Annotated in this window: 23 protein-coding genes; 7 read left to right on the top strand and 16 right to left on the bottom strand. The window is 64.1% G+C overall.

What is annotated here, in order from left to right; translation table 11 throughout:
* Positions 1-530 precede the first annotated feature (530 nt).
* The 6 genes from ACQR1W_RS11735 to ACQR1W_RS11710 all read right to left on the bottom strand — a co-directional run bounded on the left by ACQR1W_RS11735 (position 531) and on the right by ACQR1W_RS11710 (position 5,743).
* Positions 531-1,304 carry a BA14K family protein gene (locus tag ACQR1W_RS11735; RefSeq protein WP_434850905.1) on the bottom strand — a complete coding sequence of 258 codons (774 nt, stop codon included), beginning with the start codon at positions 1,302-1,304 and terminating at the stop codon, positions 531-533.
* 1,052 nt (positions 1,305-2,356) lie between these two features.
* The gene (locus ACQR1W_RS11730) at positions 2,357-3,703 is read right to left on the bottom strand and encodes a methyltransferase domain-containing protein (protein WP_434850904.1); all 1,347 of its coding nucleotides are present in this window, start codon (positions 3,701-3,703) and stop codon (positions 2,357-2,359) included.
* Between the two features lie 190 nt (positions 3,704-3,893).
* Complete coding sequence (locus ACQR1W_RS11725) at positions 3,894-4,373, bottom strand: SRPBCC domain-containing protein (protein WP_434850903.1); 480 nt, start codon at positions 4,371-4,373, stop codon at positions 3,894-3,896.
* Entirely contained in the window at positions 4,370-4,699 is a 330-nt protein-coding gene (locus tag ACQR1W_RS11720; RefSeq protein WP_008971091.1) for an ArsR/SmtB family transcription factor, read from the bottom strand. Before ACQR1W_RS11720 ends, ACQR1W_RS11725 begins: the two co-directional genes overlap by 4 nt.
* Complete coding sequence (locus ACQR1W_RS11715) at positions 4,696-5,166, bottom strand: VOC family protein (protein ID WP_434850902.1); 471 nt, start codon at positions 5,164-5,166, stop codon at positions 4,696-4,698. The genes ACQR1W_RS11720 and ACQR1W_RS11715 overlap by 4 nt, the downstream gene beginning before the upstream one ends.
* A 325-nt stretch (positions 5,167-5,491) precedes the next feature.
* Positions 5,492-5,743, bottom strand: coding sequence for a hypothetical protein (locus ACQR1W_RS11710; RefSeq protein WP_434850901.1), 252 nt, complete (start codon positions 5,741-5,743; stop codon positions 5,492-5,494).
* A gap of 297 nt (positions 5,744-6,040) precedes the next feature.
* Here ACQR1W_RS11710 and ACQR1W_RS11705 point away from each other — a divergent pair, with 297 nt between their 5' ends.
* Complete coding sequence (locus ACQR1W_RS11705) at positions 6,041-6,886, top strand: alpha/beta hydrolase (protein WP_434850900.1); 846 nt, start codon at positions 6,041-6,043, stop codon at positions 6,884-6,886.
* 13 nt (positions 6,887-6,899) lie between these two features.
* On the opposite strand, the gene ACQR1W_RS11700 is transcribed toward ACQR1W_RS11705, so the two are convergent.
* Complete coding sequence (locus ACQR1W_RS11700; protein ID WP_434850899.1) at positions 6,900-7,319, bottom strand: ACT domain-containing protein; 420 nt, start codon at positions 7,317-7,319, stop codon at positions 6,900-6,902.
* A 236-nt stretch (positions 7,320-7,555) separates the two neighbouring features.
* Between ACQR1W_RS11700 and ACQR1W_RS11695 the strand changes: the two genes are divergently transcribed.
* From ACQR1W_RS11695 to ACQR1W_RS11685, 3 genes are all read left to right on the top strand, one after another.
* The gene (locus ACQR1W_RS11695) at positions 7,556-7,825 is read left to right on the top strand and encodes a DUF1127 domain-containing protein (RefSeq protein ID WP_434850898.1); all 270 of its coding nucleotides are present in this window, start codon (positions 7,556-7,558) and stop codon (positions 7,823-7,825) included.
* Positions 7,826-8,132: 307 nt separating this feature from the next.
* On the top strand, positions 8,133-8,336 hold the full coding sequence (locus ACQR1W_RS11690) for a hypothetical protein (RefSeq protein ID WP_434850897.1): 204 nt from the start codon (positions 8,133-8,135) through the stop codon (positions 8,334-8,336).
* Between the two features lie 324 nt (positions 8,337-8,660).
* A complete protein-coding gene (locus ACQR1W_RS11685; protein WP_434850896.1) occupies positions 8,661-10,250 on the top strand; it encodes an ATP-binding protein in 1,590 nt (529 codons plus the stop codon).
* A gap of 56 nt (positions 10,251-10,306) precedes the next feature.
* Here ACQR1W_RS11685 and ACQR1W_RS11680 read toward each other — a convergent pair whose 3' ends face one another.
* Together ACQR1W_RS11680 and ACQR1W_RS11675 are read right to left on the bottom strand one after the other, a co-directional pair.
* Positions 10,307-10,825 carry a Spy/CpxP family protein refolding chaperone gene (locus ACQR1W_RS11680; RefSeq protein WP_434850895.1) on the bottom strand — a complete coding sequence of 173 codons (519 nt, stop codon included), beginning with the start codon at positions 10,823-10,825 and terminating at the stop codon, positions 10,307-10,309.
* A 141-nt stretch (positions 10,826-10,966) separates the two neighbouring features.
* Complete coding sequence (locus ACQR1W_RS11675) at positions 10,967-11,764, bottom strand: helix-turn-helix transcriptional regulator (protein WP_434850894.1); 798 nt, start codon at positions 11,762-11,764, stop codon at positions 10,967-10,969.
* Between the two features lie 90 nt (positions 11,765-11,854).
* On the opposite strand from ACQR1W_RS11675, the gene ACQR1W_RS11670 reads away from it, so the two are divergent.
* From ACQR1W_RS11670 to ACQR1W_RS11660, 3 genes are all read left to right on the top strand, one after another.
* Positions 11,855-12,424 carry a pyridoxamine 5'-phosphate oxidase family protein gene (locus ACQR1W_RS11670; protein WP_434850893.1) on the top strand — a complete coding sequence of 190 codons (570 nt, stop codon included), beginning with the start codon at positions 11,855-11,857 and terminating at the stop codon, positions 12,422-12,424.
* Between the two features lie 19 nt (positions 12,425-12,443).
* Positions 12,444-13,373 (top strand): DMT family transporter, encoded by a 930-nt coding sequence (locus tag ACQR1W_RS11665; protein WP_434850892.1) that lies wholly within the window; start codon positions 12,444-12,446, stop codon positions 13,371-13,373.
* A 190-nt stretch (positions 13,374-13,563) separates the two neighbouring features.
* Positions 13,564-15,210: an acetolactate synthase large subunit gene (locus ACQR1W_RS11660; protein WP_434850891.1), complete on the top strand. Its 1,647-nt coding sequence runs from the start codon at positions 13,564-13,566 to the stop codon at positions 15,208-15,210.
* Between the two features lie 24 nt (positions 15,211-15,234).
* Here the strand turns inward: ACQR1W_RS11660 and ACQR1W_RS11655 are convergent, their stop codons facing one another.
* From ACQR1W_RS11655 to ACQR1W_RS11625, 7 genes are all read right to left on the bottom strand, one after another.
* The gene (locus tag ACQR1W_RS11655; protein ID WP_434850890.1) at positions 15,235-16,884 is read right to left on the bottom strand and encodes an amidohydrolase; all 1,650 of its coding nucleotides are present in this window, start codon (positions 16,882-16,884) and stop codon (positions 15,235-15,237) included.
* Between the two features lie 165 nt (positions 16,885-17,049).
* Entirely contained in the window at positions 17,050-17,814 is a 765-nt protein-coding gene (locus ACQR1W_RS11650; protein ID WP_434850889.1) for a dienelactone hydrolase family protein, read from the bottom strand.
* A gap of 147 nt (positions 17,815-17,961) precedes the next feature.
* Positions 17,962-18,210, bottom strand: coding sequence for a hypothetical protein (locus ACQR1W_RS11645; RefSeq protein ID WP_434850888.1), 249 nt, complete (start codon positions 18,208-18,210; stop codon positions 17,962-17,964).
* Positions 18,211-18,436: 226 nt separating this feature from the next.
* The gene (locus ACQR1W_RS11640) at positions 18,437-19,564 is read right to left on the bottom strand and encodes an ABC transporter permease (protein WP_434850887.1); all 1,128 of its coding nucleotides are present in this window, start codon (positions 19,562-19,564) and stop codon (positions 18,437-18,439) included.
* A gap of 6 nt (positions 19,565-19,570) precedes the next feature.
* Entirely contained in the window at positions 19,571-22,321 is a 2,751-nt protein-coding gene (gene rbbA, locus ACQR1W_RS11635) for a ribosome-associated ATPase/putative transporter RbbA (protein ID WP_434850886.1), read from the bottom strand.
* Positions 22,318-23,412 carry an HlyD family secretion protein gene (locus ACQR1W_RS11630; RefSeq protein WP_434850885.1) on the bottom strand — a complete coding sequence of 365 codons (1,095 nt, stop codon included), beginning with the start codon at positions 23,410-23,412 and terminating at the stop codon, positions 22,318-22,320. The genes rbbA and ACQR1W_RS11630 overlap by 4 nt, the downstream gene beginning before the upstream one ends.
* 106 nt (positions 23,413-23,518) lie before the next feature.
* Positions 23,519-25,450 (bottom strand): tetratricopeptide repeat protein, encoded by a 1,932-nt coding sequence (locus ACQR1W_RS11625; protein ID WP_434850884.1) that lies wholly within the window; start codon positions 25,448-25,450, stop codon positions 23,519-23,521.
* Positions 25,451-25,475: the final 25 nt, after the last annotated feature.

The raw sequence follows: 25,475 nt of genomic DNA, 5'->3' as shown, positions 1-25,475 counted from the left end.
TCGAGAGAACGTGCCGTCCAGGGCACCATACAGCGAGGGCGGTGCACGAGCCAGGAGCGGCGGTCCGCACTGAGCGCGCCGGCCATGACACCGCTGCCCCGCCGAATAGGCTAACCCGAAGACACGTTGCTATTCACGGGCCACCATCATCCGTTCCGCGATTTCTGACATAGCGGCATGGCGAGGCAGGAGTTGCCCATCTTCATCGGCTGTGGTGCGCCAGCCATTCAACAGATTGCGCGTCGGGAAGAGCGCGTGACATCAAAGTCATCGACAAACAGCCTGGAGCACGGACTCGGCGGTCGCCCTGTCCGCGGCACTATCACGTATGGCTATGGCCATCATCGCTGCTGCGTTATTACTCGTGGGCCTTTCGAGGGGAATGATCCCCGGAGCACGGGCAAGCTCCCGGGGTTGGGTCCGATACGGCCGCCGAAGCTGCTGCTCGACAGCCGACAAATAGTCGGCGTCTTTGCGCACCGGCTTACTGATAAATCCCCGAGATCCTGCGAGGCTTGGGCCCCCCTCCGCTAACGACAGGGGCGTCGTCGACCGTTGAGAGCCGTGTAGGTCCCAGACGCCGGATCGTACGAGCGGAATTGCATGCAACCGGGCGGGCCGATGAGCGGGACGCTCTCCGTTTGCTTGGACGCCTTCTGCTCTGAACCAGAGGGTTTGGTCGCGGCGGTAGCCTGGTCGTCTGATTGGGAAGGGACGTCCTTTTTGGACGGTTCTGCGGATTCGTTATGGGCGACCTTGAGACCCTCCAGGTCTTTTTCGAGGCGATCTAAACGTGCCGCAAGCGCGTCAACCTGTTCCCTCAATACGTCTCTTCCGCCGTCTTCTCCTGAGGAACGGCTGGCGTGTCCTGCATTTTCCTGTGCCGCTGGCGCCGGCTCGGGCTTTGGCTGCGAGGTTAGTGAGGTCACTGGTGGCCGGTCGTTCCCGGGCGACTTGTTTGCCCACACGAACCAGCCAGCTGCGAGGGCGCCAAAAAGGATGACCAACAGCCACGCTATGATTTGCCGCCCCCGCGCGGCCCCGTTCGGCGCAGCAACGGGATCTGCCGGGTCTGCTTGCGGGGACTGAGCAACAGGATCTGCCGGCTCCGCTTGCGGGGTGGCATCGGTCGCAATCTTGGCGGTCGTTGCTCTGGTTTTCTCGAGCTCCAAGGCGAGAGCGTTCAGGTGCTCCCCCACGCGGATGAACACGTCGCGTTTCCCATCAGGAGCGAGACGGCCCAACATTAGGCACTCTGCCGCATCCGAGCGGATCTTGTCCAACTGCGCTTGAAGGCCCGTCATGGAACCTCAACTCGAACTGTACGTATGGAATTGTAGCATCTCACTGTACTGAAACCCAACCTACTGGATTGATTTGAGTTCGTTCCTCAGAACCTCGGAGCACATTCTCCAGCGCCGCAAGTGCTTGGTCAGGTCGAAAAATCCCTGACGACATTCTGGACCGGTGCGCTTCGAACGTTAGATGAACGCGAGCGCCCCTCGAGCAGCCGGCGCAGGGATGCGGGCGAACGCGACCTTATCAGTCGGCTAGCGGCGGACAGCGACAATTGCGAGATGTTCGCCGGAGTCGCCCTTTTTGGACTTCGGTCCCCATGTGGGTTTATCTGGCCGGCCGGATGTGTCCCCATTCAGATAGCCGTCTTGATGTTTCCATCGCGCAATCGCCTACGGCTTCTTGACCCAGCTAGGCTCCTCAAACGGAGGCGACCTGAGTGCGCTGGACTCGCGGCGAAGACGGCGGAATGCCTCCGGCTGGCCGCTTGGCGGATACGGCTACTCGCCCGAGGCAGACATGGGCTTGCTGAAAGCCGAGAATCGCCGCTTACCCGAAGCGGAAAATAGTAGGGTTAGAAAAAGCCGGAGCTCAGATCTATCCCATAGGTCAGCGCCAGCATCAATACGAACAATATAGCGGCGCAGCACAGCACCAGATGTCTGAGCAGATCGTGTTTTGTACCATAAGACGACTCAGAAAACGCTCGCGATAGAACTCTGACCATACTCGTCATCTACGACCTTTACCTCACGCGTCCTGACGTAGGTCAAGATGAGAAGCAGAAAGGTTCATCTCAGCATGGGCGTTGCTGTATCGGCGGTTTCTTCCGGAGTAGTGATCTAACGCTTAGTTGTCCCAATATCGCTCGTCGCAGTTGCATTGGGACAGGAGGGCGCCCCTTCCGGCTTTGGGATCAGGTATTTGTTGCACTAACTTAGGTCGTCTCCAGAAGCGCCGGCATTCTGCGGTAGACGCCGGATGCGATCAACTTCGGTGCAGCCCCGGTGCACCGAACCAATTTCCGGCTGTACGCCCGTACTGTCTACCATGAGTTGAGCTAACTGCCCGAGCGCAGTGCGACAACGATACCGGGAATGGCTACTTTGCGAGCGTATTCGTGCACCTCACGCCGTAGCACTTCCACGCTCAACCCGCTGGCCGCGGCGGTCCGCGCGACATACGCGGCGCCATGCCGGAAGCAGCCGCCTTGCGCAAGGCCGTTCAGCGTTCCGATCGCAACCGCGTCTTCATCATCGTCATTCGGAAACACCGTGAAGACGAATACACCGCCGGGGCGCAGGCACTGCCGCGCGGCGGCGAAAACGGCATTCAATTCGCCGAAATGGACCAGCGTCGCCGCGCTCGCGATCACGTCGCAGCTGCTGGGGTGCCGGGCCATGTAGTTCAGCAGGTCGCCGCAGTGCAGATCATCATAGCAGTTCTTCTCCCGGGCTTGCGCCAGCATTGCATCCGACATGTCGATGCCGATCAGGCGCTGCGCGCGCGGCCGCAGCAGCTCGCCGACGAGGCCGGTCCCGCAACCCGCATCAATGACCGTGCCGAGTGAATGCGGGTTGCACTCCGTCACGACTGCCGCCACAAGCTGGTGTCCGCGATAGCTGTTGTCGACTGCCGCGCCCTTGTCCCACCCGTCCGCACGCGAATTGTAGAGGTGCACGATCTGCTGGTCCGTGGCGCGCGCCGGCAAGGCGCCCCCGACTGCGGCGAGTAGCATCGCGATCTCGTCCCTGTCCTGCGGATGCGCGGCGAGATGTCGCTCGAAGCATAGCCTTGCGCCGTCCTGACAGCCGACGCGGGCCAGCAGGATGCCGAAGGTCTTGTGCGGGAAGCCGGGCGCGGTGTCGGCTTGGGCGAGCACCTGCGCGTGCTGGTAGGCCTCGGCGATCCTGCCCTGCTCGACCAGCGCAAGGCCAAGATTGATCCGGGCGCCGAAATGGAGTGGATCGATCTGCAGCGCCCGCAGATATTGCTGTTCGGCCTCGGCATGTTCGGCGAGTTGCCCGAGGCTGAAAGCGAGCGTGGAGTGTGCATCGGCGCTTGACGGATCAAGCGCTGCGGCCCGCCGATGGAATGGTAACGCCTCGGAAAAGCGATTGAGCTCGGACAACGCCATAGCGAGATTATACGCGACCACGGCAACGTTCGGATTGATTTGGAACGCGAGAGAGAAATGCCCGACTGCTTCGGCCGTGCGCCCGGTATGGCGCAGGACGTGGCCGAGATTGTTGTGCGCCTCGTAGCACTGTGGATCGAGTGCGATCGCCTCCCGGTTCATCTCTTCCGCACGCTTCATGCGGCCCGCGCGCATATGGGCGTCCGCAACGCAGACCAGACTGAGCGGATCCTTCCGTTTCGCCAAGGCCCGGCGATGGTTGCGGTTCATGCGGTCGCTCCCCAAGCGTCGGGACTGTGACCGAACAGGGTTAACAAATGACAAACCCGTCGTAGCGCGGCGGCCTCCAGCACTGTGGTTCCACGGTACGTGAGGCGCACGCAATGATCCCTTATTGCAATGCGGGTCATTGCGAGACCCCGAACGAAATGCGTCCGCCGGTGCCATCGACGCTCACCTGCTACGCGCCGTCTGCGCGTACCCTGGTCTCGACGGCGGTCAGCAGCACGCGCCAATGCTCGGCCAGCCGCCGCTGGAACAGCATGAGATCGAAGCCGTGGCGCGCGACGTGGTCCTTCGGGATGCCGTCCCAGCCGCGATGCTCGACCGTCACGCGCGTCTGCGCACCGACCGCCTCGAAGCGCACCTCAAGCTGCGTCGACTGGCCGGGCGCGAACGTCGCCTGCCGCCAGGTGAGCGCGAGCCTTTCGCCCGGCTTCCAAACCGTGATGCGACCGACTTCGAATTCTTTTCCATTCGCGAGCATCGCCACCAGCCGCCCGCCTTCGCCAGGTTCGAAACGAAGCTGGCCGTCGCCGCGCGGCGTCAGCGCAAACAACGGGTTCGGGCGCCACCATTCGGCGATTTGCTCGGTGAAGAGCTCGAATGCACGCAGCGGCGTCGCATCGACCCGGATCGATACGATCACCGCGGCGCTCATTTGCGCTGTCTTTCGACATGCGCCTTGAAGCTCGACAGCTGCGCCGACCACATGGCTTCGGTCTGAGCGAGCCAACGCTTCAACTCCGCCATCGCGCCATCCTTCAGCGCATAGATGCGAACGCGCGCATCGAACTCCGGATGCGTCTCCTCGACCAGGCCGCTTCGCTTCAGCTCGCGCAAATGCCGGCTCATGGCGGGCGCCGGCAGGCCGAGCGCGTCGGCGAGTTCGCCAGCGCGATGCGGTCGGCGGCGCAACAATTCGATCGTCTGCCGCCGATGCGGATCGGCGAGCGCCGCCAGGGTCTTGTCGATGCGCGCGGTCAATCGAGCCGCTTCTTGGTGATGAGACCGCTCGCGCGATCCCACTCGTCGGGCGTCATTTTGGTCTTGGTGACACCGAACGTCCAGATATGGCCTTCCGGGTCGCGGGCGCGATAGGTGCGATCGCCGTAGAATTGAGTGTCGGGTTCCTGGAGGATCTCCGCGCCCGCCTGGCGAGCACGCTCGCAATGCGCATCGATGTCCTCGCCTTCCGCAAGCTGCACATGGACGGTCTGCGTGTTGTTGCCACCGATCGATTTCGGGCTCTTGTGATCGGCACTCCATTCGTTGCCGACCATGAGCACGGAATGCCCGAAGGTCATCTCGGAATGGGCGAGGTTGCCGTCCGCATCGAGAATGACGAACAGGGGCTCGAAGCCAAAAGCCGCCTCAAGCCAACGAAAGGCTCCCTTGGCATCCTGATAGCAGACTGCGCTTGTCAGGCCTTTAGGCCGATAGGGATCACTCATTCTGGTCTCCTCGATAGATCAGTCATGCAGTTTCTGAGTTTTAGAATATTTGGCGAATTTTACAATTAAATTTCAACGCGTCGGGGATCGCGCAGCAGCAATCGCTAGGGTCGGTAGACCAAACACCGGAGCATCGCGTGCGGCTCCACGCTATCGGGAACAACGGATTCGGGGGGCTGCGCGCGGTGTCGACTGCCGGGTCACGGCTGCATCGCAAACATTGGAGCTCATTTTCGCTGGCCGTGGCGCGGCTCGTTCGAATTCGAGCTGCCTGCATTCCAGCTGGGAGGAGAGCCCGCCAGAGGGTACTGGCGGGCCTTGCTGCTCAGCGGGTACGGTTCGTGTTCGCGCCGGTTGTCTGCCCCGGTGCATATCCGGACGCACCGTGGTGGCCGGCTTTCGAACCCTTCGCTTGCATCTCGCGTCCCGGTGCGTAGCCCGAAGCGCCCGAATAGCCCTTCTTGGAGCCTTTCACCTGCATTTCATGCCCAGGCGTCTTGGACGCGCTCGCGGCGCTCGCAGCCTGCGTCGCGGAAAGCAGAGCGACGGCGGACAAAGCGATGATCACTTTCTTCATGGCAGTCCTCCTCCTGTTGCCCCGCTGACCAACCGATTGAAAAAGCTGGCGTTCCATGAACATCGGTTCATCGGAGGCGGCATCGGCTCACGGTGCCGAGCGCGAAGCAGCGCCGAGTGGCAGGTGCACTGCACTGTCCGTTCTCAGCTTGCGAATGCGAAATACGCGTCGTCCATGCGGATTGGAGCTGCCGGCAATCCGACGGCCGCACAGAAATCGATCGGGATGGCCGTTCACTTCCGCGACACATGGGTGCACTATCACCCAATTGCACCTTGAGGTTATTGGGAGCGAAACATGTCCTACGGTTTCACGACACGATTTGCGCGATACGCTTTGAGCTTCAGTGTCTGCCTGCTCGCTGTCTGCGGCGCGTCCCAGGCAGCGCGCGCTGCAGACGCCGAAGCGGTGACGATCGATACCACCTTCATCGTCAAGACCCCGCCGGTGCGGCTCGACCGGCCGGCGCGGCAGGCGCGCGCCAGCGTCATCCTGCTGACGGGCGGCAACGGCCTGCTCAGCCTCGATTCGACCGGCACCATCATCGATTCCACCGGCAATTTCCTGATCCGCTCCGCTGATCTGTTCTTGCGCGACGGCCTCAACGTGATGATGGCCGATGCCACGCCCGCCCACCCGGCGGGCCTCACCCAGGCCAACCGCCTGAGCGCGGCGCATGCCGCCGAACTGCAGGGCTTCATCAACGCCGCCATCACGCGCTGGGGCAAGCCGGTCTGGGTCGTCGGCACCAGCAATGGCAGCATTTCAGCGGTGACTGCGGCGGGCTTCCAGCCGGTCTTATCGGGCCTCACCGGCGTGGTCCTGACATCGTCAGTCACCCAGCTGGCGCCGGCCAATCAGCCGACTTTCAACCTCTATGCCTCGCGCATCACGGTGCCGACGCTGGTCGTCTGGCATGAGAATGACCACTGCACCATCAGCCCGCCGGCCGGCTCAGCGGCATTGTTTGCACTCATCCCGGCCGCGCGCAAGGAAAGCCGCAGCTTCACCCACGGTCACTCGGTAGCCACCGATCCCTGCGGCGCGTTCTCGGAGCACGGCTATGCCGGCATCGAAGAGCCCGTGGTCGAGCGCATTGCCGACTTCATTCGCGGAGACCATGACGATTGGGCGCACCGGTAATGGGCGTCATAGGTCATCGCGCCGAAGTACGCGGCTCCGGCGCGGACATGCTGTTCAGGATGCGGAGGGCTTCAGTGGCGCGCTGATCCGGCACGAACAGATGATCGTGGTAGAAGGCCGAGACCGCATTGACGCTGATGCCGGCCTCGGCCAGTCGCGCCGTGATCGCTGCGAGAAAACCCACCGCGTTCAGCGACGAATGGATCGTCAACGTGATCAGCCGTGACGCAAATTGAGAGCTGAGCCCCGCTCTCTCCGCCTGTTCGCGCCGCATCACCAGCGTTGTTCCTTCCTGTTCGCGGAACATCAGCAGCGGATTGATCGCAGCCGGGATTTCCTGGCCAGGCGCGATCGTGCAGAAGACGAAAACGCCCTCCTGCATCTCCGGCTTCATGTCCCGCAGGAGCGCCTTGAGATCCCGTTCACCAGCCACAGCCACTCCTTTCAGGACTTCCGACCCCACCTGATGCAGACTTGCCGCTTTGAGCCACCCGTGGCTGGACGCGGCGATCGCGAGCACGAATTGGAGGCTCCAAGGCGCACGTCCCTTCACGCGCGCCGCACGCCGAAGTGATGCGTCTCAAGATTCTCTCAAGGAAAGCTCCAAGCGTCCAGTGCGGGCGCACGGCATACTACGCGTGGATTTGAACCACGGTAGTCAGCGTAAGCATGTTGAACATTTCTTATCGGATGCCGAGACGGCTTTTTGCAGGTCATGGTTCGATCGCATCATTGGTGCGCCGGCTGTTGAAGGCAGTCAACAGCCTGATTGCTGCGGGCATTGCGCAACGCGAATACGAACTCAATCTGATCATCCTCGAAGGGCTTTCAGACCGTGAGCTGTCGGACATGGGGCTCACACGAAGCCAGATTCCGGGCGGCTTGAAAGACGCTGCCAGGGACCGCGCACGTCTCCAGAGGGAGCGTTTGGGGATGTAAGCCCCGCTCGACATCGCGCCTGACGGCGCCCTCTCATCGAGAGACCATTGGGCTCCGGCCGTCAAACGCAGCCGCAGCGACCGATCGCGCGTACGGCGCTGGCATCCATCGCCCGAAGGGCCGCTCGCGTGCCTTCGACCGACGCGGCGAGGAGAACGGGTCCTCGATTGCATCGAAATGCGAAACAGTCCGTCAAAGGAAAGCTGGATTATCCCGCCGGCGCAACCGGCCTATCTAAATGACACAGCGGAGCCATCTGCTGCCGCCTGCGAGACACCACACTGACATCCATCCCGCGAGTTGTCCGATGTCAAAGCTCATCGCCATCGTCGCATCCGTGAAGGCGGTTGCTTTTCTTGCTGCCATCGGCGTCGCCCGGGGAGAGATGCTCCCCGTCATTCTGATCTCGGCCCTGTTCAATCTCACCCAGATCGGACGCGGGCCGGCGGGTCTGATTCCGGCACGGGAGACTTTGGTGGTTCGCCGAGGACTGAGCGATCAGTCCGACTGAGACGGCACATCGATCATGACGTTTCGACGCTCCTGGCTTCTCGGGCGAAGGGATCGGCTGCGCGGGCAGCCTGACTGATCCCGATACCACTCCTAATAGATGCCACTCCTATTATGTCTCAGATGCCCAAGCCACGTCGGTCCTTGGAGCGCCTGCGGCCGGCGGTCGCAGCCAAGCTATCCACGGTGCGCCAACACCGTTGAATGCTCCTGCAACTAACAGGCGCTTGTGCGCACCATGGAAATTTGAATGATTAGGTTCCCGGGGATCCGATCGGACCGCGACGAGAGGCGTGCCGATTGGTGGCTTTGGGGACTTCCGGACATGTTGACGCTCAGCCCGCATGGCGAATGCCTGCTGTGGAGGCCGGAATTGATCTGGCTGAACGCCGTCTCCGACCTCCTGACGTCCACGGCCTTCTTCGCCATTGCCTTCGTACTGGCCTTCTTCGTTTGGCGCCGCCGTGACATTCAGTTCAGCGCCATCTTCTGGGCCTTCGCGGTCTTCGTCACGGTGTGCGGCATCGCGCGCCTGCTCGAGGTCTACACCATCTGGGTGCCGGCCTACGACCTCGAAGCTGCGACCAAGGGCTTCCTCGCTTTCATGTCGGTCGGAATCGCCGCAGCGCTGATGTTGCTGCTGCCGCGCATCCTGGTGCTGCCGTCGCGCGCCCAGCTGCGGAAGGCCTATGCGCAGCTCGAGGAGGAGATGCAGCAGCGTCGCACCGCCGAAGCCATGATCCGACGCTTCCAGGAGATCGAAGCGACCGAGGCCCAGGTGCGCCAGGCGCAGAAGATGGAAGCGGTCGGCCAGCTCACCGGCGGCGTGGCGCACGACTTCAACAACATCCTGACGGTGATCACCGGCACCATCGAGATCCTCGCCGAGGCCGTAAAGGACCGTCCGCATCTCCTGCAGATCACCAACCTGATCAGCTCCGCCGCCGCACGCGGCGCCGATCTCACCCGTCATCTGCTGGCGTTCGCCCGCCGCCAGCCGCTGCAACCGCGCAGCGTCGACATCAACGGTCTCGTCGTCGATACCGCGCGCCTGTTGCGGCGGACGCTGGGCGAGCAGATCGAAATCGAGTCGATGCTGGCGGATGATATCCTGCCGGCGATGATCGATCCGAGCCAGCTCTCGACCGCGCTTCTCAATCTCGCCTTCAACGCGCGCGACGCGATGCCTGGTGGCGGCAAGCTGACCTTGGAGACCAGGAACGTCGTGCTCGACGACGACTACGTCCGCATGAATCCGGAAGTCGCGCCCGGCAGCTACGTCATGATCGCGGTGAGCGACACCGGTGAAGGCATCCCTGCGAACCTGCTCGACAAGGTGTTCGAACCCTTCTTCACCACCAAGGATGTCGGCAAGGGCGTGGGCCTTGGCCTGAGCATGGTCTACGGCTTCGTCAAGCAGTCCAACGGCCACGTCAAGATCTACAGCGAGCCGGGACATGGCACCACGGTCAAGCTGTACCTGCCGCAAGCCAGCGCCGATGTCACCGAGCTGGCCGCGGGCCCCGCGATCACGACCATCGCGCACGGCGACGAAACGGTCCTGATCGTCGAGGACGATGCACTGGTCCGCGACTACGTCGTGGCTCAGATCAAGCGGCTCGGCTACACCACGCTCGCGGCGAGCAAGGCCGACGAGGCTTTGGCCTTGATCGACGGCCCTGTCCGCATCGACCTGCTGTTCACCGACATCATCATGCCCGGAGGCATGAATGGCCGTCAGCTCGCGATCGAAGCGCTGAAGCGACGTCCCGGGCTGAAGGTTCTCTACACGTCCGGCTATACCGAGAACGCGATCGTCCATCATGGCCGGCTCGATGCCGGCGTGCTACTGCTGACCAAGCCCTATGTCAGTGCCGATCTCGCCCGCATGCTCCGGATGGCGCTCGCGTCCTGACCGCTTTCAACGCGGCGCCGCCCGAATGCGGCAGGACATGCTCGGCAGCAGCGTCCTTACTGCTCGGCGCCCCATGGCCAGTGCCAGTTGCGCCATCCCCATCTGCGCGGACCGACCGAATCCAGGCTGGCTTTCTGCTTCTCATCAAGCCCGTCATAGAAGGCCTGAAACGCCGGGCGTACCACCTTAATGGCCTGCAGCATGGTCTCGAGTCGTTTCTCGGCGAGATCCAACCGTTCCGTGGGCTTGAGCGGGATCGCCGTCGGACAGTCCTTGGTAATGAGGTCGGCAGCCTTCGCGGACGCGCTCTTCAGCTCCTCGAGCGCCGCCTTCTGCGCCTCATTGGGCTTGACGGCCTCCTCGATCTCCTTGAGCCGCCATTCGGCGAAGCCGGCCATGCGCGGATTGCAGAAGAACCCGAACCCGCCGTGCCCCATCATGCCCGGCCCCATCATCATCCCGGGGCCCCATCCCGGACCGGACGGCCCCGGCTGAGCCGGCGCCGGACCAGCAACAATGATCGTCAGCGCCAACGTGCTGACGGCGAGACTGAGAACCCTGCCTGCGTGCCGCATCGAAACTCCTCCTGAACGCGAGATCGAGATCGCGTCTGCTGCCTTGTGGAGGTAATACTCGCCCGACTTGGACTGATCGACGTTGATCGACCTCAAACCCGGCGGCGTCTCGGATGCCGGTACAGGCTCAGTCCGAGGTGCCTACTTCCGTCTGTCCAGCATCGGCATCAGGATCGTCAGTCGAAAGTCCGGCCAGCCCGCGAACGACATCGACACCTGCTGATAATGGAGCAGGCCGTCGGCCGGATGTTTGAACGTGCGCTCGCCGCCTTCGCGCGCCAACACAGTGTGCGCGGCCCAGCAGCGCGCGAAATCGGGACTTGCCGCATTGAGGTCATCGACGAGGCTTCGCACCGCGATATCGTCGACATGGCTGGTCGTGGCGGCCCGAAACTCGGCGACGACGCGCTGCGCCCGCATCGCCCAATCGAGGATGAGCGAGCGCGCCTCCGGCCGCAGGAAGATGTAGCGCAGCAAATTGAGCTCGCCGCCGGCGTCGAGCCAGCCCGCAAACAGCCGAGCCGCCTTGGCATTCCAGCGGCGGGCCGTCCAGCTGCGGTCGAGGACGTAGGACGGGCCATCGATCAGATCGACGCAGTCAAGCATTGTCTCGGGCGGATCATCGCCGGCGTCGGCGCGATCCGGATCGCGCTTGCCCGAGAGCTCGAACAGATAATGTCGCTCTGCCCGCGACAGGCGCAATCCGCGCGCCAAGCGGTCGAGCGTCGCCGGCGAAACGGACACCTCGCGGCCCTGCTCGATCCAGGTGTACCAGGTCGCGCTCAATCCGCAGAGCTGCGCCAGTTCCTCGCGTCGGAGGCCGGACGTGCGCCGGCGTCCGCCAACGAGGCCGTGAGCGGCTGGATCCTGGCGCTCTCGCAGCGAGCGCAGGAATGCTCCCAGGGAGAGAGCCTGGCTTTCGGGGACCTGTCCCTTCATGGTGCAGGAGATACTAGGATAGGCAGCAATATTAAACCGGCATTCGTTCAATGATACGCTCAGTGATCCCGGAGGGAAGGGAGGATCGGCATGGGCAAGCAATTTACGAAGATCGAACCGGAACACAGGTCTTTCATCGAACGGCAGAAGATCTTCTTCGTCGCAAGCGCCCCGTCGACCGGGCGCATCAACGTCTCGCCCAAGGGGCTGTCCTCGCTTCGCGTGCTCGGCGACAACGACGTCGCGTATCTCGATTGCACCGGCAGCGGCAGCGAGACCCGCGCCCACTTGACGGCCTCCGACGACAAGCGGCTGACCATCATGTTCTGCGCCTTCGAAGGCCCTCCGGTCATCCTGCGCCTGTACGGCCAGGGTCAGTCGCTGATGCGCGGGACAGAGGCTTATGACGCGCTGCTCCCGCATTTCGAGGAGATGCCGGGCGCGCGGCAGATCGTGCGTCTTGCCGTGGAGCTCGTGCAGACATCGTGCGGCATGGGCGTGCCGCTGTTCGACTACAAGGAGGAACGCGGCAGCCTGGTTCGCTACTGGACGGCGCAGGGGCTCGACAATCTGCGCAAATATTGGGGGCTGAAAAACGCAAAAAGCATCGATGGTCTGCCGACCGGCTTTGCCCCGGACAGCATGGCCGGGATGCGCTGACGCCGCTCGGACTTGTATGATGCCCGCAAGAGGTGATGCCAGCCAGTCGAAGACGGCCGAGAGCGATCTCCGCGCCAGCCTGCTCGCCATGCTCGGCTTCGTGCTCGTCGCCACCGCCCAGGTCACCAACATGATCCTGGCCCGTGGACTGGCTGGCGCGGTGCCGCCGTTCACGCTGGCATTCTTTCGCTGGACCATCATTGCAGCGGGCCTTGCGCCATTGGCGATCGCCGAGGTCCGCAGCGGGCGTCTGCCGCTGCGAGGCAACGTACTGCCGATCCTGGCCGCCGGCTTCCTCGGCATGTTCCTGTGCGGGGGTCCGGTCTACATCGCCGGCATCACCACGACGGCGATCAATATCGCCCTGATCATGTCGCTGTCGCCCATCGTCGTACTGCTGCTCTCACGGATCTTCGGCCTGGAGCGGATCGGCGGGCTGCAACTCCTCGGCATGGCTCTGGCCCTGCTTGGTGCGCTGCTGGTCGTATCGAAAGGGCATCTTCGCACCTTCGTCGAGCTGCGCACGGCATCCGGCGATCTGCTGGTGGTCGTGGCCATGCTCGGCTGGTCGGGCTACACGCTTGTGCAGTCAAGGGTCGCCACCAGCGCGACGCTTCTGGCCCGCATCGCGGCCTTTGCCGCCGCCGGTGCATTGTTCACGCTTCCCATCGCAATCGCGGAGATCTGGCGTGCACCTCAATCCGCGTTCACCTCGCGGGCGCTTGGCGCCTATCTCTTCGCCGGCCTCGTGCCCGGCCTATTCGCCTATGCCGGGTTTGCCTATCTCGGCACCCGCTTCGGCTCGGTGCGGGCCTCCATCGTGCTCTATCTCGGCCCGATCGCCGGCGCGCTCTTATCGTGGGCCATCCTCGGCGAGCCGCCGACGCTGATCCACCTCATCGGCGGCACCCTCATTCTCGGCGGCGTGTGGGCAAGCCTGAAGAAATGAGTTTGGCTCGCCTCGGGCGCAGCAGCTCCGCGAGACCGCACCAGTATGCATCACCTGGACTCATCAAGACCGCGCGAGGGTGGAATTAAAGGTTGCGATGGCCGGCCCGATCCGGTCGATTGAGGCGAGACGGACGGAGCGTTCGCCTCGTCCCGATCGTCGTCCGAACCAACCGCGAGAGGTCAAGCCGATGGACGGTGCAGAGCTTCTGGTCGCTGCCTTGCAGAACGAGGGCGTCACACGGATTTTCGGCGTGCCCGGCGAGGAAAACCTCGATGTGGTCGAGGCGCTCAGGCGCTCCCCCATCGAGCTGGTGCTGACCCGGCACGAGCAGGCCGCGGCCTTCATGGCCGCCACCCATGGCCGGCTCACCGGCAAACCTGGCGTCTGCCTCGCGACGCTCGGCCCGGGCGCGCTCAACTTCACCACCGGCGCCGCCTATGCGCTGCTTGGCGCGATGCCGATGGTGATGATCACGGGACAGAAGGGCATCCTGAGCCGCAAGCAGGCGCGGTTTCAGGTGGTCGACATGGTCTCGACCATGACGCCGCTGACCAAGATGGCGCGCCAGATCGTCAGCCCGGCGACCATTCCCTCGATCGTGCGCGATGCCTTTCGCGTCGCGCAGCAGGAACGGCCGGGACCGGTGCATCTGGAATTGCCGGAGGACATCGCCGGAGCCGAGACCGCGGACATGGCGCCGATTCCGCCGCACCCGATCGACATGCCGGTTGCCCAGCCTGCCGCACTCGATCGCGCGGCCGAGCTGATCAAAGGCGCGCAACGGCCGCTTGTCATGCTCGGCGCCGCCGCCAGCCGGCCGCGTCTTGCCGCGGCGCTGGCGGACTTCGTCCGCCGCCTGCAGATTCCGTTCTTCAACACCCAGATGGGCAAGGGCTCGGTCGCCGGCGGCTCCGGACTCTATATGGGCACCGCCGCGCTCTCGGAGCGGGACTACGTCCACGACGCCGTCGACCGGGCCGACCTGATCATCGCTATCGGTCACGACACCGTCGAGAAGCCGCCGTTCCTGATGGGTCCCGGCGGGCCGACGGTGCTCCATGTCGGTTATCTTCCGGCCACCGTCGAGGAAGTGTTCTTCCCGCACGCCGAGCTCGTCGGCGATGTCGGTCCGAGCCTGACACTCCTTGCCGATCGCCTGGAGGGCAAGCTGCCGAACGCCGGTGCGCTGCTGTCCCTGCGCGCGGAGATCCTGCGTCGCATCGAGGATCGCGCTGAGGAGAGCCGCTACCCGCTGACGCCGCAGCGGATCGTGCATGACGTGCGCCAGGTGATCCCGGAAGACGGCATCGTCTGCCTCGACAACGGCATGTACAAGATCTGGTTCGCCCGCAACTACCGGACCCGGGTTGCCAATACGTTGCTGCTCGACAATGCGCTTGCGACCATGGGCGCCGGGCTGCCGTCGGCGATCATGGCCGCGTGCCTGCATCCGGAGCGGCGGGTGATGGCGGTATGCGGCGATGGCGGCTTCATGATGAACTCGCAGGAGCTGGAGACCGCGGTCCGGCTCGGCGTGAACCTCGTCGTGCTGATTTTGCAGGATAATGCCTACGGCATGATCCGCTGGAAGCAGGGCGTCGACGGCTTTCCCGATTTCGGCATGACCTTCGGCAATCCGGATTTCGTCGCTTACGCGCAGGCCTACGGTGCGAAGGGCAGCCGCGTCGAGACCGCCGACGGCTTGGCTCCTGCACTCGAAGCCGCCTTCGCAGCCGGCGGCGTGCATCTCGTGTCCGTTCCGGTGGACTATTCGGAAAACATGCGCGTGCTGGTGCATGAGCTGCAGGCGCATGCACCGGGATCCAAAACGTGAGCGCATGATCCCGCTACAAGCGCCCTACTCCGCCGCGGCGGCGCCGAGCTCGCCGGCGCGGTCGAACACCACCTTGCCGTTGAGCAGCGTGAGATCACAGCGCACATCATGCTCCAGCCTGCCGGGCTCACACGTAAAGACATCATCGCTGAGCACCGCGATGTCAGCGGCCTGCCCCGGCACCAGCCGGCCGACGTCAGATTCCGCAAACTGGGTGTAGGCGCCGCAATAGGTGTAGGCATGCAGCGCCTCGACCATGCTCAGCACCTGATCCGGCCCCAGCACCGTATGCCGGTTCGACATCCGCGTCGTCATCGTGAACAGGTTCTTGAACGGATCAGTGGTGGACACCGGCGCATCCGAGCTCGCCGCCGGATGCAGGCCGGCGTCGAGCCATTTGCGCATCGGATAGGCCGCGGCGGTCCTGATGTCGCCGACATTGCGCAAGTAAAGATCGCCGAACTCATACATGAAGATCGGCTGCGGCACCGGTTCGATGCCGGCTTTCGCCATGCGCGCGATCTGGCCGTCAGAGAGGAAACCGCAATGCTCGATGCGGTGGCGTCGACCTTCGATCGGCTGGTCTTTGGTGCCGGCCTCCTCGATGCCGCTCAGCACCTGCTCGATCGCGGCATCGCCGATCGCATGGATCGCGAGCTGGTAGCCTTGCGCATGATAATGCGAGAGGTACTGATGCATCTCCTTGTCCGAGAAGCAGAAGATGCCGCGATTGTCCGGCTCGCCAACCAGATAGGGCTCGCTCATCGCCGCCGTGAGGCCGCCGGCGCTGCCGTCGCCGAACACCTTCATCGCGCCATAGCGCAACAGGCCGGTGCGGCGGCCGAAGCGGTAGCCGCCCTCATAGGCCTTGTCGGCGATGCCATCGGGATTGCCATAGAGGCAGGCCCAGACCTTGATCGGCAATTCATCCGCGGCGGCCAAGGCTTCGTAGGCCGCGATCTCCTCCATGCCGGCGGACATGCCGACCGCCGCATCCATCACGCTGGTGAACCCCTGCGACAGCATGAAGCGGCTGGCGCGATCGATCGCCGCCTTCAGCTCGGCACGCGTCGGCTTCGGCGCGACATCGACGATCAGCCGCATCGCGCGCTCGGCGAGCAGTCCAGTGAGCTGGTTGTCGCGCCGCTCGATCAGGCCGCCGTCCGGATTCGGCGTGTTGTGGCCGATGCCGGCCTCGCGCAGAGCCAGCGTGTTCGCAATCGCGACGTGCCCGCAGGTGCGCTTGATGTAGACCGGATTATTGGGCGCGACCCGGTCGAGCTCGGCGGCGGTCGGATGGCGCTTTTCGGCAAGCTCATTGTGATCGTAGCCGCGGCCGAGGATCCATTCGCCGGGCGCCGCGGTCTTTGCCTTGTCCGCGATCCGGCGCAGGATCTCGCTCACGCTCCGCGCCCCGGCTTCGGGACGCAGATTGATCTCGGCCATGTAGAGCCCATAGGGCAACAGATGCATATGCGCATCGTTCAACCCGGGCACCGCGAGGCGGCCACCGAGATCGATCGTGCGCGTGGCGCCACCTCTGAGGCCTTCGATATCGGAGGCCTTGCCGGTCGCGAGCACGCGTCCGCCACCGATGGCGAGTGCCTCGGCAAAGCCGTCGTGCAGGCCGCAAAAGATGCGGCCATTGGTCAAAATGAGATCTGCCTTGTCCATCGCGTTTGCGCCCTCGGCTGCCGACGGTGCGCAGGTCAGCGGGACCGCGCCTCGATGTCAATCACGCTTGTCGCATGGGGCAATGCCATACTGCGAGGTGAAGACGTTCTGCGCAATCTGACTGCAGCATGCGCACGATCTGCGCGGCTTCGGCCGCGCATCTGCTCAAGCCGCCGGCAACCGCTCCCGAAAGAACCCGACGACGCGCGCCACGGCATCCGCCGACGCAGGATCGTTCTCGGCAAAATCGAACCCGTGAGGCTTGCCGGGATAGGTGACGAGCTCGGCCGGGGCGCCGACGGTCTTGGCGAGGCGAACCAGCGCCTCTCCTCGCGCGATCGAGACATTGCGATCGGCGTCGCCATGCAGCTCGAGCAACGGCGGCAGATGCTTCACGCTCGTCGCGATCTGGTCGGGCATGCCACCGTAGAGCACGGCGAGCGCAGCAACACGGTCATCGCGCGCGGCCGTCGCGGCAGCGACGAATCCACCAAGCGAGAATCCGAGCAGACCAAGCCGGCCGGAACTATCGGCGCGCGCCAGCACCGCGGAAGCGACCGCCGAGACCCGTTCGGCCCAGGCACCAAACCGCGCGTCCTCATGCGCGAGGCGAGCTTCCCGCGTGCTGGTCGGCGCCATTGCCTGGTCGTCGACCGGGCTGTAGTAGCGCACCAGATAGGCGTCGATGCCCGCTGCCGTCAGGGCGTCGGCATAGCGTTCGTAGGCACGTTGCCTCAATTCGACACCCCGCGCACCGTGCAGAACCAGGACGCTCGGCCGTTTCGCCGTGCCGTTTGCGGCATAGTGGGCCGAAACGATTGCACCCTCGGCGGACTCTACGCGGAATTGGTCGGCAGGCTCGGCGTGCAGGGATTGCGCGGTGGCAAGAATGGCAAGACCGCCGCCCAACACGGTCCTGCGCGTGATCATCGTGGCAATCGATTGAGATCGGAAATCCGAGGTCGACACCATAACGAGTCCCCGCGCGCAAGCCCTCTGCGGCAAAAGGGACCGGCGAAGGCGGACTGTCAAGTCCGCATCGCGATCGTCGGGTGCGCGATGCGCAACTGCTGCGGCTTACGCGGCCGCAGCCATCTCCCAGCGCGGCGCATGATAGGCCGGACGCGGAGCGGCGCGTTCGCTTGCGGCATTGCGGGCAGCGAAATAGCCCTCGAGCTCGACCACCGCGCGGTTTTCCCATTCCTCCGCCTGCTCCAGCAGTGACCAGCGCTGATGCGGACGGAAGGCGGCGGTCTGCCGATACAAGGATGCGATGGTGCGATAACGACGCACGTTTTCCAGGACGGCTTCCCCATTCATCGTCATGCTCAATCTCCCCACTCTGTCCCCCTCAGGACAGGCTGACGGTGCACCAGCGCGATTTTCGAAATCGTTAGCGCCCCGGACCAGCCGATGCGATGGTTGGCGAACCGTTGCCGGCGCGCGTGCAGGCGGCACGGCCGGGATGCACACGCGCCCGGTCTGGCGCCCCTGCAGGATTAAGCTTTCCGAAACCCTGTTCAACGATGGGCCGAAAGCTGTCTCCTTTCGGCTACGCTCCGGTGGCGGTGACCGCGGCGCGGAAACGCCAGATCGTCAGGGTCAGAAACAGCGCGCCGATGCCGGCGATCGCGATGAAATGCGGCCACACCACGTCGAACCCTGCGCCGCGATAGAGGATCGCTTGCGCGACCGATACGAAGTGGGTCGAGGGCGAAGCTTTCATGATCGTGGACAGCCATTGCGGCTGAGCTTCGACCGGCGTGGCACCGCCCGACAGCATGTTCATGGGCACCGCGACCAGGATGTAGAGCAGCCCGAGCTGCGGCATCGAGCGTGCGATGGTGCCGAGAAACAGGCCGACCGCGGTGCCGAAGAACAGGTAAAGCACGACGCCGACCATGAACAACGGAATCGAGCCCGCGATCGGCACGCCAAGGACGAGCTGCACCACCAGATAAAGCGCGATCACGACAGCAGCCGCAATGACCAGCCCATTGGCCCAGATCTTGGACATCGCGATCTCGAATGGTGAGAGCGGCATGACGAGAAGATGCTCCATCGTGCCATGTTCGCGCTCGCGCACCAGCGCCGCGCCCGCCAGGATGATCGCGAGCATGGTGACGCTGCTGATGATGCCCATCACGCTCTCGAACCAGGACGTCGTCACGTTCGGGTTGAACGCGATCCGCGTCACCAGATTGACCGGCGACAAGGGCGTGGTCTGCGCCCGCGCCAGGAACCAGTCGATCTCAGTATCGATGATCTGCAGGATGTAGCCCGAGCCAAGACCCGCCTGCACCATTGCAGTGGCGTCCACATTGACCTGCAGAGCCGGCCGATGACCGGCCAGGACGTCGCGCTCGAAGTTCGGCGGAATGTCGAGCACGAAGGTGAATCTGCCGCTGTTCATCACCGGCTCGATCTGAGCTTGCGTGATGTGCACCGGCGGCTGGAAGTAGGGCAGCAGGAACGCGCCGATGATGCGGCGCGACAGTTCGGAACTGTCCTCGTCGACCACGGCGATCGAGGCGTGATAGAGCTCCTGCGAATTGCTCTGCGCCTGGCTGATCACCGCGACGGTAAACGAATAGATCACCAGCCCGATCAGCACGACGTCGCCGAACAGGCTGCGCAATTCCTTGGTCCCGAGCCAGAAGATGTTGGACAGCGAGCGCATGACCCCTCACTGCTCCTGCTTCGGCAACAGAACGAGACTGAGCGTCGTCAGCACGGGAATGAACGCGAGCAGCATCAGGACGTATGGCCCGAGATCGGCAAAGCCGAGACCTTTGGTAAAGGTGCCGACGGTGATTGGACGGAAATAGGTCATCGGAAAGCCCATGCCGATCAGCTGGGCGAAGCCCGACAGCGACGACACGGGGACCATCATGCCGGAAAACTGCGTCGCCGGCAGCACCGTCAGAATCGCGGTGCCGAACAGCGCCGCGATCTGGGTGCGGCAGAAGGTCGAGATCAGCATGCCATACCCGGTGGTCGTGAAGACATAGACCACCGTGCCCAGGAGCAGCGGCAACATGCTGCCCTTGAAGGACACGCGAAACAGCCACAGCGCCATCACGAACATGACCGCGAAATTGACCAGGGCGACCGCGACATAGGGCAGTTGCTTGCCGAGCAGGAATTCGAGCCGGGTCACGGGCGTGACATAGAGATTGGTGATGGAGCCGAGCTCCTTCTCCCGGACCACAGCCAGCGCCATCAGGATCGCCGGAAACAGCGCCAGCATCAGCGCGATCGTGGTCGGCACCATCGCGTAGATGCTGTCGAACGACTGATTGTACTTGAAGCGGATCGCGATGTCGGCTGCCGAGGCCGCGGAAGCCTGCGTGGTCTTCACGGCGGGGTCGGACAAATAGAGGATATGCGTTCCCTCGAGATAGCCGCGGATGGTCTCGGCGCGGAACGGCATCGAACCATCGATCCAGGCGGAGACGAAAGCGGGACGGCCGCGCTTGATGTCCATACCGAAATTCGGCGGGATCTCGATCGAGGCCTTGATGTCGCCGTTCTTCATCCGCCGCTCCAGATCCGCGTAATCAGCAAGCGGCGGTCTTTCCGTGAAATAGCGCGACCCGCGCAGCTCGGCGAGGTAGGCACGGCTCTCCGGCGTCTGGTCGTGGTCGAGCGCCGCAAAGGTCAGGTTATTGACGTCGGTCGAGATGCCGAAGCCGATCACGATCATCAGGAATGCGGTGCCGAACAGCGCAAACAGCAGCCGGATCGGATCGCGGATGAGCTCGAGCCCCTCACGGATCGTGTAGGCGAGCAGACGCCGCGAGCTGAACAGCGCGCGCTGGCCATCCTCGTCTGCTCTCGGCAGAGCGGCCCGGTTCGGATCGGCCTGCGTCAGCGTCACCGGTGCGCCGTCGTCGACACCGGCGTCCTGCTCCAGAAAAGCGATGAAGGCCTGTTCGAGCGATCGCGCATTCTTGGCCTTGATCAGTCCGTCCGGCGTATCGGTCGCGAGCACGCGCCCGTCATGCATCAACGACAGGCGGTCGCAGCGCGCGGCCTCGTTCATGAAGTGGGTGGAGACAAAGATCGTCATGCCGTCGTTGCGGGAGAGCTCGATCAGCAGCCGCCAGAACTGATTGCGCGCGACAGGGTCGACGCCCGACGTGGGCTCGTCGAGGATCAACAGATCGGGCTTGTGAACGATCGCAACCGCAAGCGAAAGCCGCTGGCGGATGCCGAGCGGCAGGTCGGAGGCGAGGCCATCGATATGATCGGCGAGATCACAGCGCTCGACCAGCTCGGCGATGCGCTTGTCGGCCTGATCGGGCGGCAGGTGAAAAAGCCTGGCGTGCAACACGAGATTTTGCCGCACGGTCAGCTCGCCATAGAGCGAGAAGGATTGCGACATGTAGCCGACGCGGCGGCGGGATTCGTAATTGCCGGCCTCCATGGTGCGACCGAAGATCAGCGCTTCGCCGTCGCTCGGCGGCAGGAGACCGGTGAGCATCTTCATGGTGGTGGTCTTGCCGCAACCATTGGAGCCGACGAAGCCGAAGATCTCGCCCTTGCGGATCGAGAAACTGACGCGATCCACGGCGGTGAAATCGCCGAACTGGCGGGTCAGCTCACGCGCGATGATCACCGGCTCGTGGCTGCCATCGAGCACGGTGCGTGCCGGCATCTCCGCCTGATCCTGGTCCGCAGCCAGCGGCAACAGCGCGACGAACGCATCCTCGATCGAGGTGGCGCCGGTCTGCACTCTGAGCTCGGCCGGCGAGCCGGTGGCGAGAATGCGACCATCATTCATGGCGATCAGCCAATCGAAGCGCTCGGCCTCCTCCATATAGGCCGTCGCGACGACGACGCTCATCTTGCCCGCGCTACGCGCGCGCAGCCGGTCGATAAGGTCCCAGAATTGGCGTCGCGACAGCGGATCGACCCCGGTGGTCGGTTCATCGAGAATCAGCAGATCGGGGTCGTGGATCAGCGAGCAGCACAGGCCGAGCTTCTGCTTCATGCCGCCGGACAACTTCTTCGCCGGACGGTCTGCAAAATCCGCCAGTCCCGTGCTCTCGAGAAGCTCGGCGATGCGCCATTCGCGCTCGTCCCTGGATTGGCCGAACAGGCGAGCAAAGAACTCGATATTTTCGCGGACGCTGAGGTCGGGATAGAGATTCTTGCCGAGCCCCTGCGGCATGTAGGCGATGCGCGGGCAAACCCTGGATCGCGCCCGACGATCCGCCATGTCGGCGCCAAGCACCATGACCTGCCCGTCCTGAATTGCGCGGGCGCCGGCCAAAATCGACAGCAGCGACGATTTGCCGACCCCGTCGGGGCCGATCAATCCGACGACGCAACCGGACGGCAATTCGATCGAGATATCGGCGAGGGCGGTGACGTCGCGATAGCGCTGCGTAACATTCCTGATCACCGCGACCGGAGGCGCGGCATCGCTCATGGCGACACTTGCAGGCTGGCGGGCCAGGTGACGTCCGGTTTCCAACGGACATAGGCGACGCCGGGAAGCCCGCTTCTCACGGCATCTGCATGTGCAGCCAATGGCTCCGGGTCGACGCGGACGCGGATGCGGAACATCAGCTTGTCGCGTTCGCTCTGGGTCTCCACCGTCTTCGGCGTGAATTGCGCCTCGCTTGCGACGAAGGAGACCTGGGCGGGAATAGGACGATCAGGATAAGCGTCGAGCACGATGCGGGCCTCGGTGCCGACCTTGATCTTGCCGACCTGCTCGGTCGGCAGAAAGATGTCCATATAGACGTAGCCGATGTCGAGCATGGTGAAGACCTTGCCGCCTGCAGCCAGCACCTCGCCGATATTGGCGAGCCGATACTGGATGCGGCCGGCTTTCGGCGCCACCAGCGAATTGTCGGCGATCTGCACCAGGTAGAGCGCCACATCATGGCGGGCCGCTTCCAGCGCGCGCTCGGCTTCCGACACTTTGGCCGTTGCGCCAGCAAAACCTGCAGTCGCGGCATCAAGGATCTGCTGACGCTGGTCGGCCGTCTCCTTCGTCGTCCAGCCGTTCTGCAGCAGCGCCCGCGTGCGTTGCATCTCCTGCTCCGCCAGCGTCTTCTGGGTCTGCGATTGCGTGAGGCTGGCGCGCGCCTGGTCGACCACGTGTTGCGCCTGCTGCTCCTGCGCCTCGGCTTTCGACAGCGACTGTTGCAGCTCTTTGGTGTCCATCCGCGCCACGACCTGCGCCGGCGTCACCATATCGCCGATGTCGGCGAGCAGCTCGGAGACACGCCCGGCATATTTGGTGGCAATGTCGATCTCATCGGCCTCGATGCGGCCATTGCCGAAGCTGATGCCGACTGGCAACGGCGGATGCGTGTGCTGCCACCAGAGATAGCCGCCACCGCCGGCGGCACCGAGGGCGACCAGCAGCAGCAGAAACGGCCATGCGCGCCGCTTCCGACGGACGACATGCGCGGGTACAGGCAGCACCTCGGTTCCCGCTGGCACAGCCGGATGCAGCTGGGGCGCGGTCGCGACCGGAGGACCGGAACGCTGAATTTCCTGTTGATCCATGCACCACGCCTCTGCATTTCAGAACACTTAAGGTCGTGTGCCACAGGCGGAGGTAAACCCGTTGACGCAGCTCAAACAGGGCGGCCGGGCATTCGCCGGCACGGGATCAAGTTTTGGTTATGTCGTCCAAGGCGGCGCGCACGCGCGTGACCACACGCGCGTAATCGCGGCTTGCATCCTGCCGGAACAGCCGCACGCTTGGATACCAGGGGCTGTCGTCGCGGTTCAAAAGCCAGCGATAATCCGGCGTAAACGGCAGCATGATCCAGGTCGGCTTACCGAGGGCGCCCGAAAGATGGGCAACGCTGGTGTCGACGGTGATGACGAGATCGAGGCAGGAGATCAGCGCCGCGGTGTCGACAAAGTCGCCGACCTCGGCGGTCGGATCGAGGATGTCCCCTCGCGTCGCCAGAAATGTTCTGTCCGCCGGACGTGGCTCCTTCTGCAGGCTGATGAATTGCGCATCCGCATCCCACAGCGGCGCCAGCGCGGACAGTGGCATGGAGCGGTTGTGGTCGTTGAGATGGGCAGGGTTGCCGCACCACACCAGGCCGACGCGCAGCCGGTCGCGCGATCCGAGCCGGTCGCGCCAGATCTGCACGCGGTCATCCGACGGCAAACGCAGATAGGACGGCGCGGACGGAATGGTCTCGAGCCGCGTCGCGAAAGCAAGCGGCAGGCTCGACAGCGGACAATGATAGTCAACCGCAGGCACCGCATCGCGGCCACGCGCGAGACATTGTGCCACGCCGGCGACACCCGCGAGCAGCGGCTGCAGCACGGCATCGACCTCCAGCAGCACGCGCGCACCTTGCTCGGCGACCATGGTCGCGTAGCGGCAGAACTGGATGGTATCGCCGAGACCCTCGTCGCTGTGGAGCAGGATGGTCTTGCCGGCGAGCGGCGCATCCGCGAGCCACAACGGGGCGTCGAACGTGCGATCGACGAAACCGACCGCGCGGCACTTGCGGCCCCATTCGCGTGCCGCCCAGCCGTGCGTGAAATCGCCGACCAAGAGGCGGAACAGCGCCGCGTTCCAATGCGCGTCGGCCAGATCCGGCTTCAGCGCGATCGCGCGCTCAAAGCTCGCAAACGCCTCCTCGAAGCGATGCAATTCCGCCAGCGATGTGCCGCGATGGTTGTGAAAATCCGCAAAATCCGGCCTGATGGCGATAGCCTTGTCGAACACCGCCACCGCTTCATCGTAGCGGCCAAGATTCTGCAGCACGCAGCCGAAGCTGTTGGCGATGTCAGGATCGTGCGGCGCCAGCGCATGGGCGCGCTTGCCGGCCTCGAACGCCTCCTCGTAGCGCCGCAATCGCCGCAGCGAGATGGTCTTGAGGCAAAGCACGCCGGGTTGATCCGCCTTCAGCCGCAGCGACCGGTCGAACCGGGCGATCGCCTCCTCGTAACGCTCGGTATTGAAGTAGATCAGCCCCGCATTGTTGGCGGCCTCGAGATCATCAGGCTTGAACTTCAGCGCCTCGTCGAAGCTCAGTGCCGCCTCAAGCTGGCGCTCCTGCGCCTTCAACAGCTCGCCAAGCCGGAACCAGATCTCGGCGCGATCCGGCACAAGCTGCAACGCGCGGTCATAAGCCTGCGCGGCTTCATCGAGCCGGCCCTGCTGGTGCAACACCCCGGCAAGAGCATCCCAGCTCTCCGGCACATCCGGCTTGAGCTGCAGCGCGCGGTCAAAGCATTTGACGGCTTCGTCCAACCGCCCACGCTCGCGCAGCACCTGACCGAGATTGATGAAATAGTCGGCGACGGTCGGATTTTGAGTGATGGCGCGGGCAAACCATTCGATCGCAAGCTCATGGCGTGCGAGCGCGGCGCAGACCAGCCCCATTGCATTGAGCGCGTCGGCATGGCCGGCATCCACGGTCAGCGCACGACGGCAGGCCTGCTCGGCCTCCACCACCTGCCCCGCCCGCAGCATGCGAAGGGCGGCGGCACACAACGCCTCCGCCGTATCGGGGCGCGGGGCACCGGCGGGCTTGGCGAACTTGCCGGGCGGACGGCGCTGCTGGCGGCTCATCGACGGGTCTCTGCGGCTCCTGCAC

Source organism: Bradyrhizobium sp. HKCCYLS1011 (assembly GCF_051167795.1).
In the GTDB taxonomy this organism is placed as follows: domain Bacteria; phylum Pseudomonadota; class Alphaproteobacteria; order Rhizobiales; family Xanthobacteraceae; genus Bradyrhizobium.
This window is presented reverse-complemented; position numbering and strand designations above follow the sequence as displayed.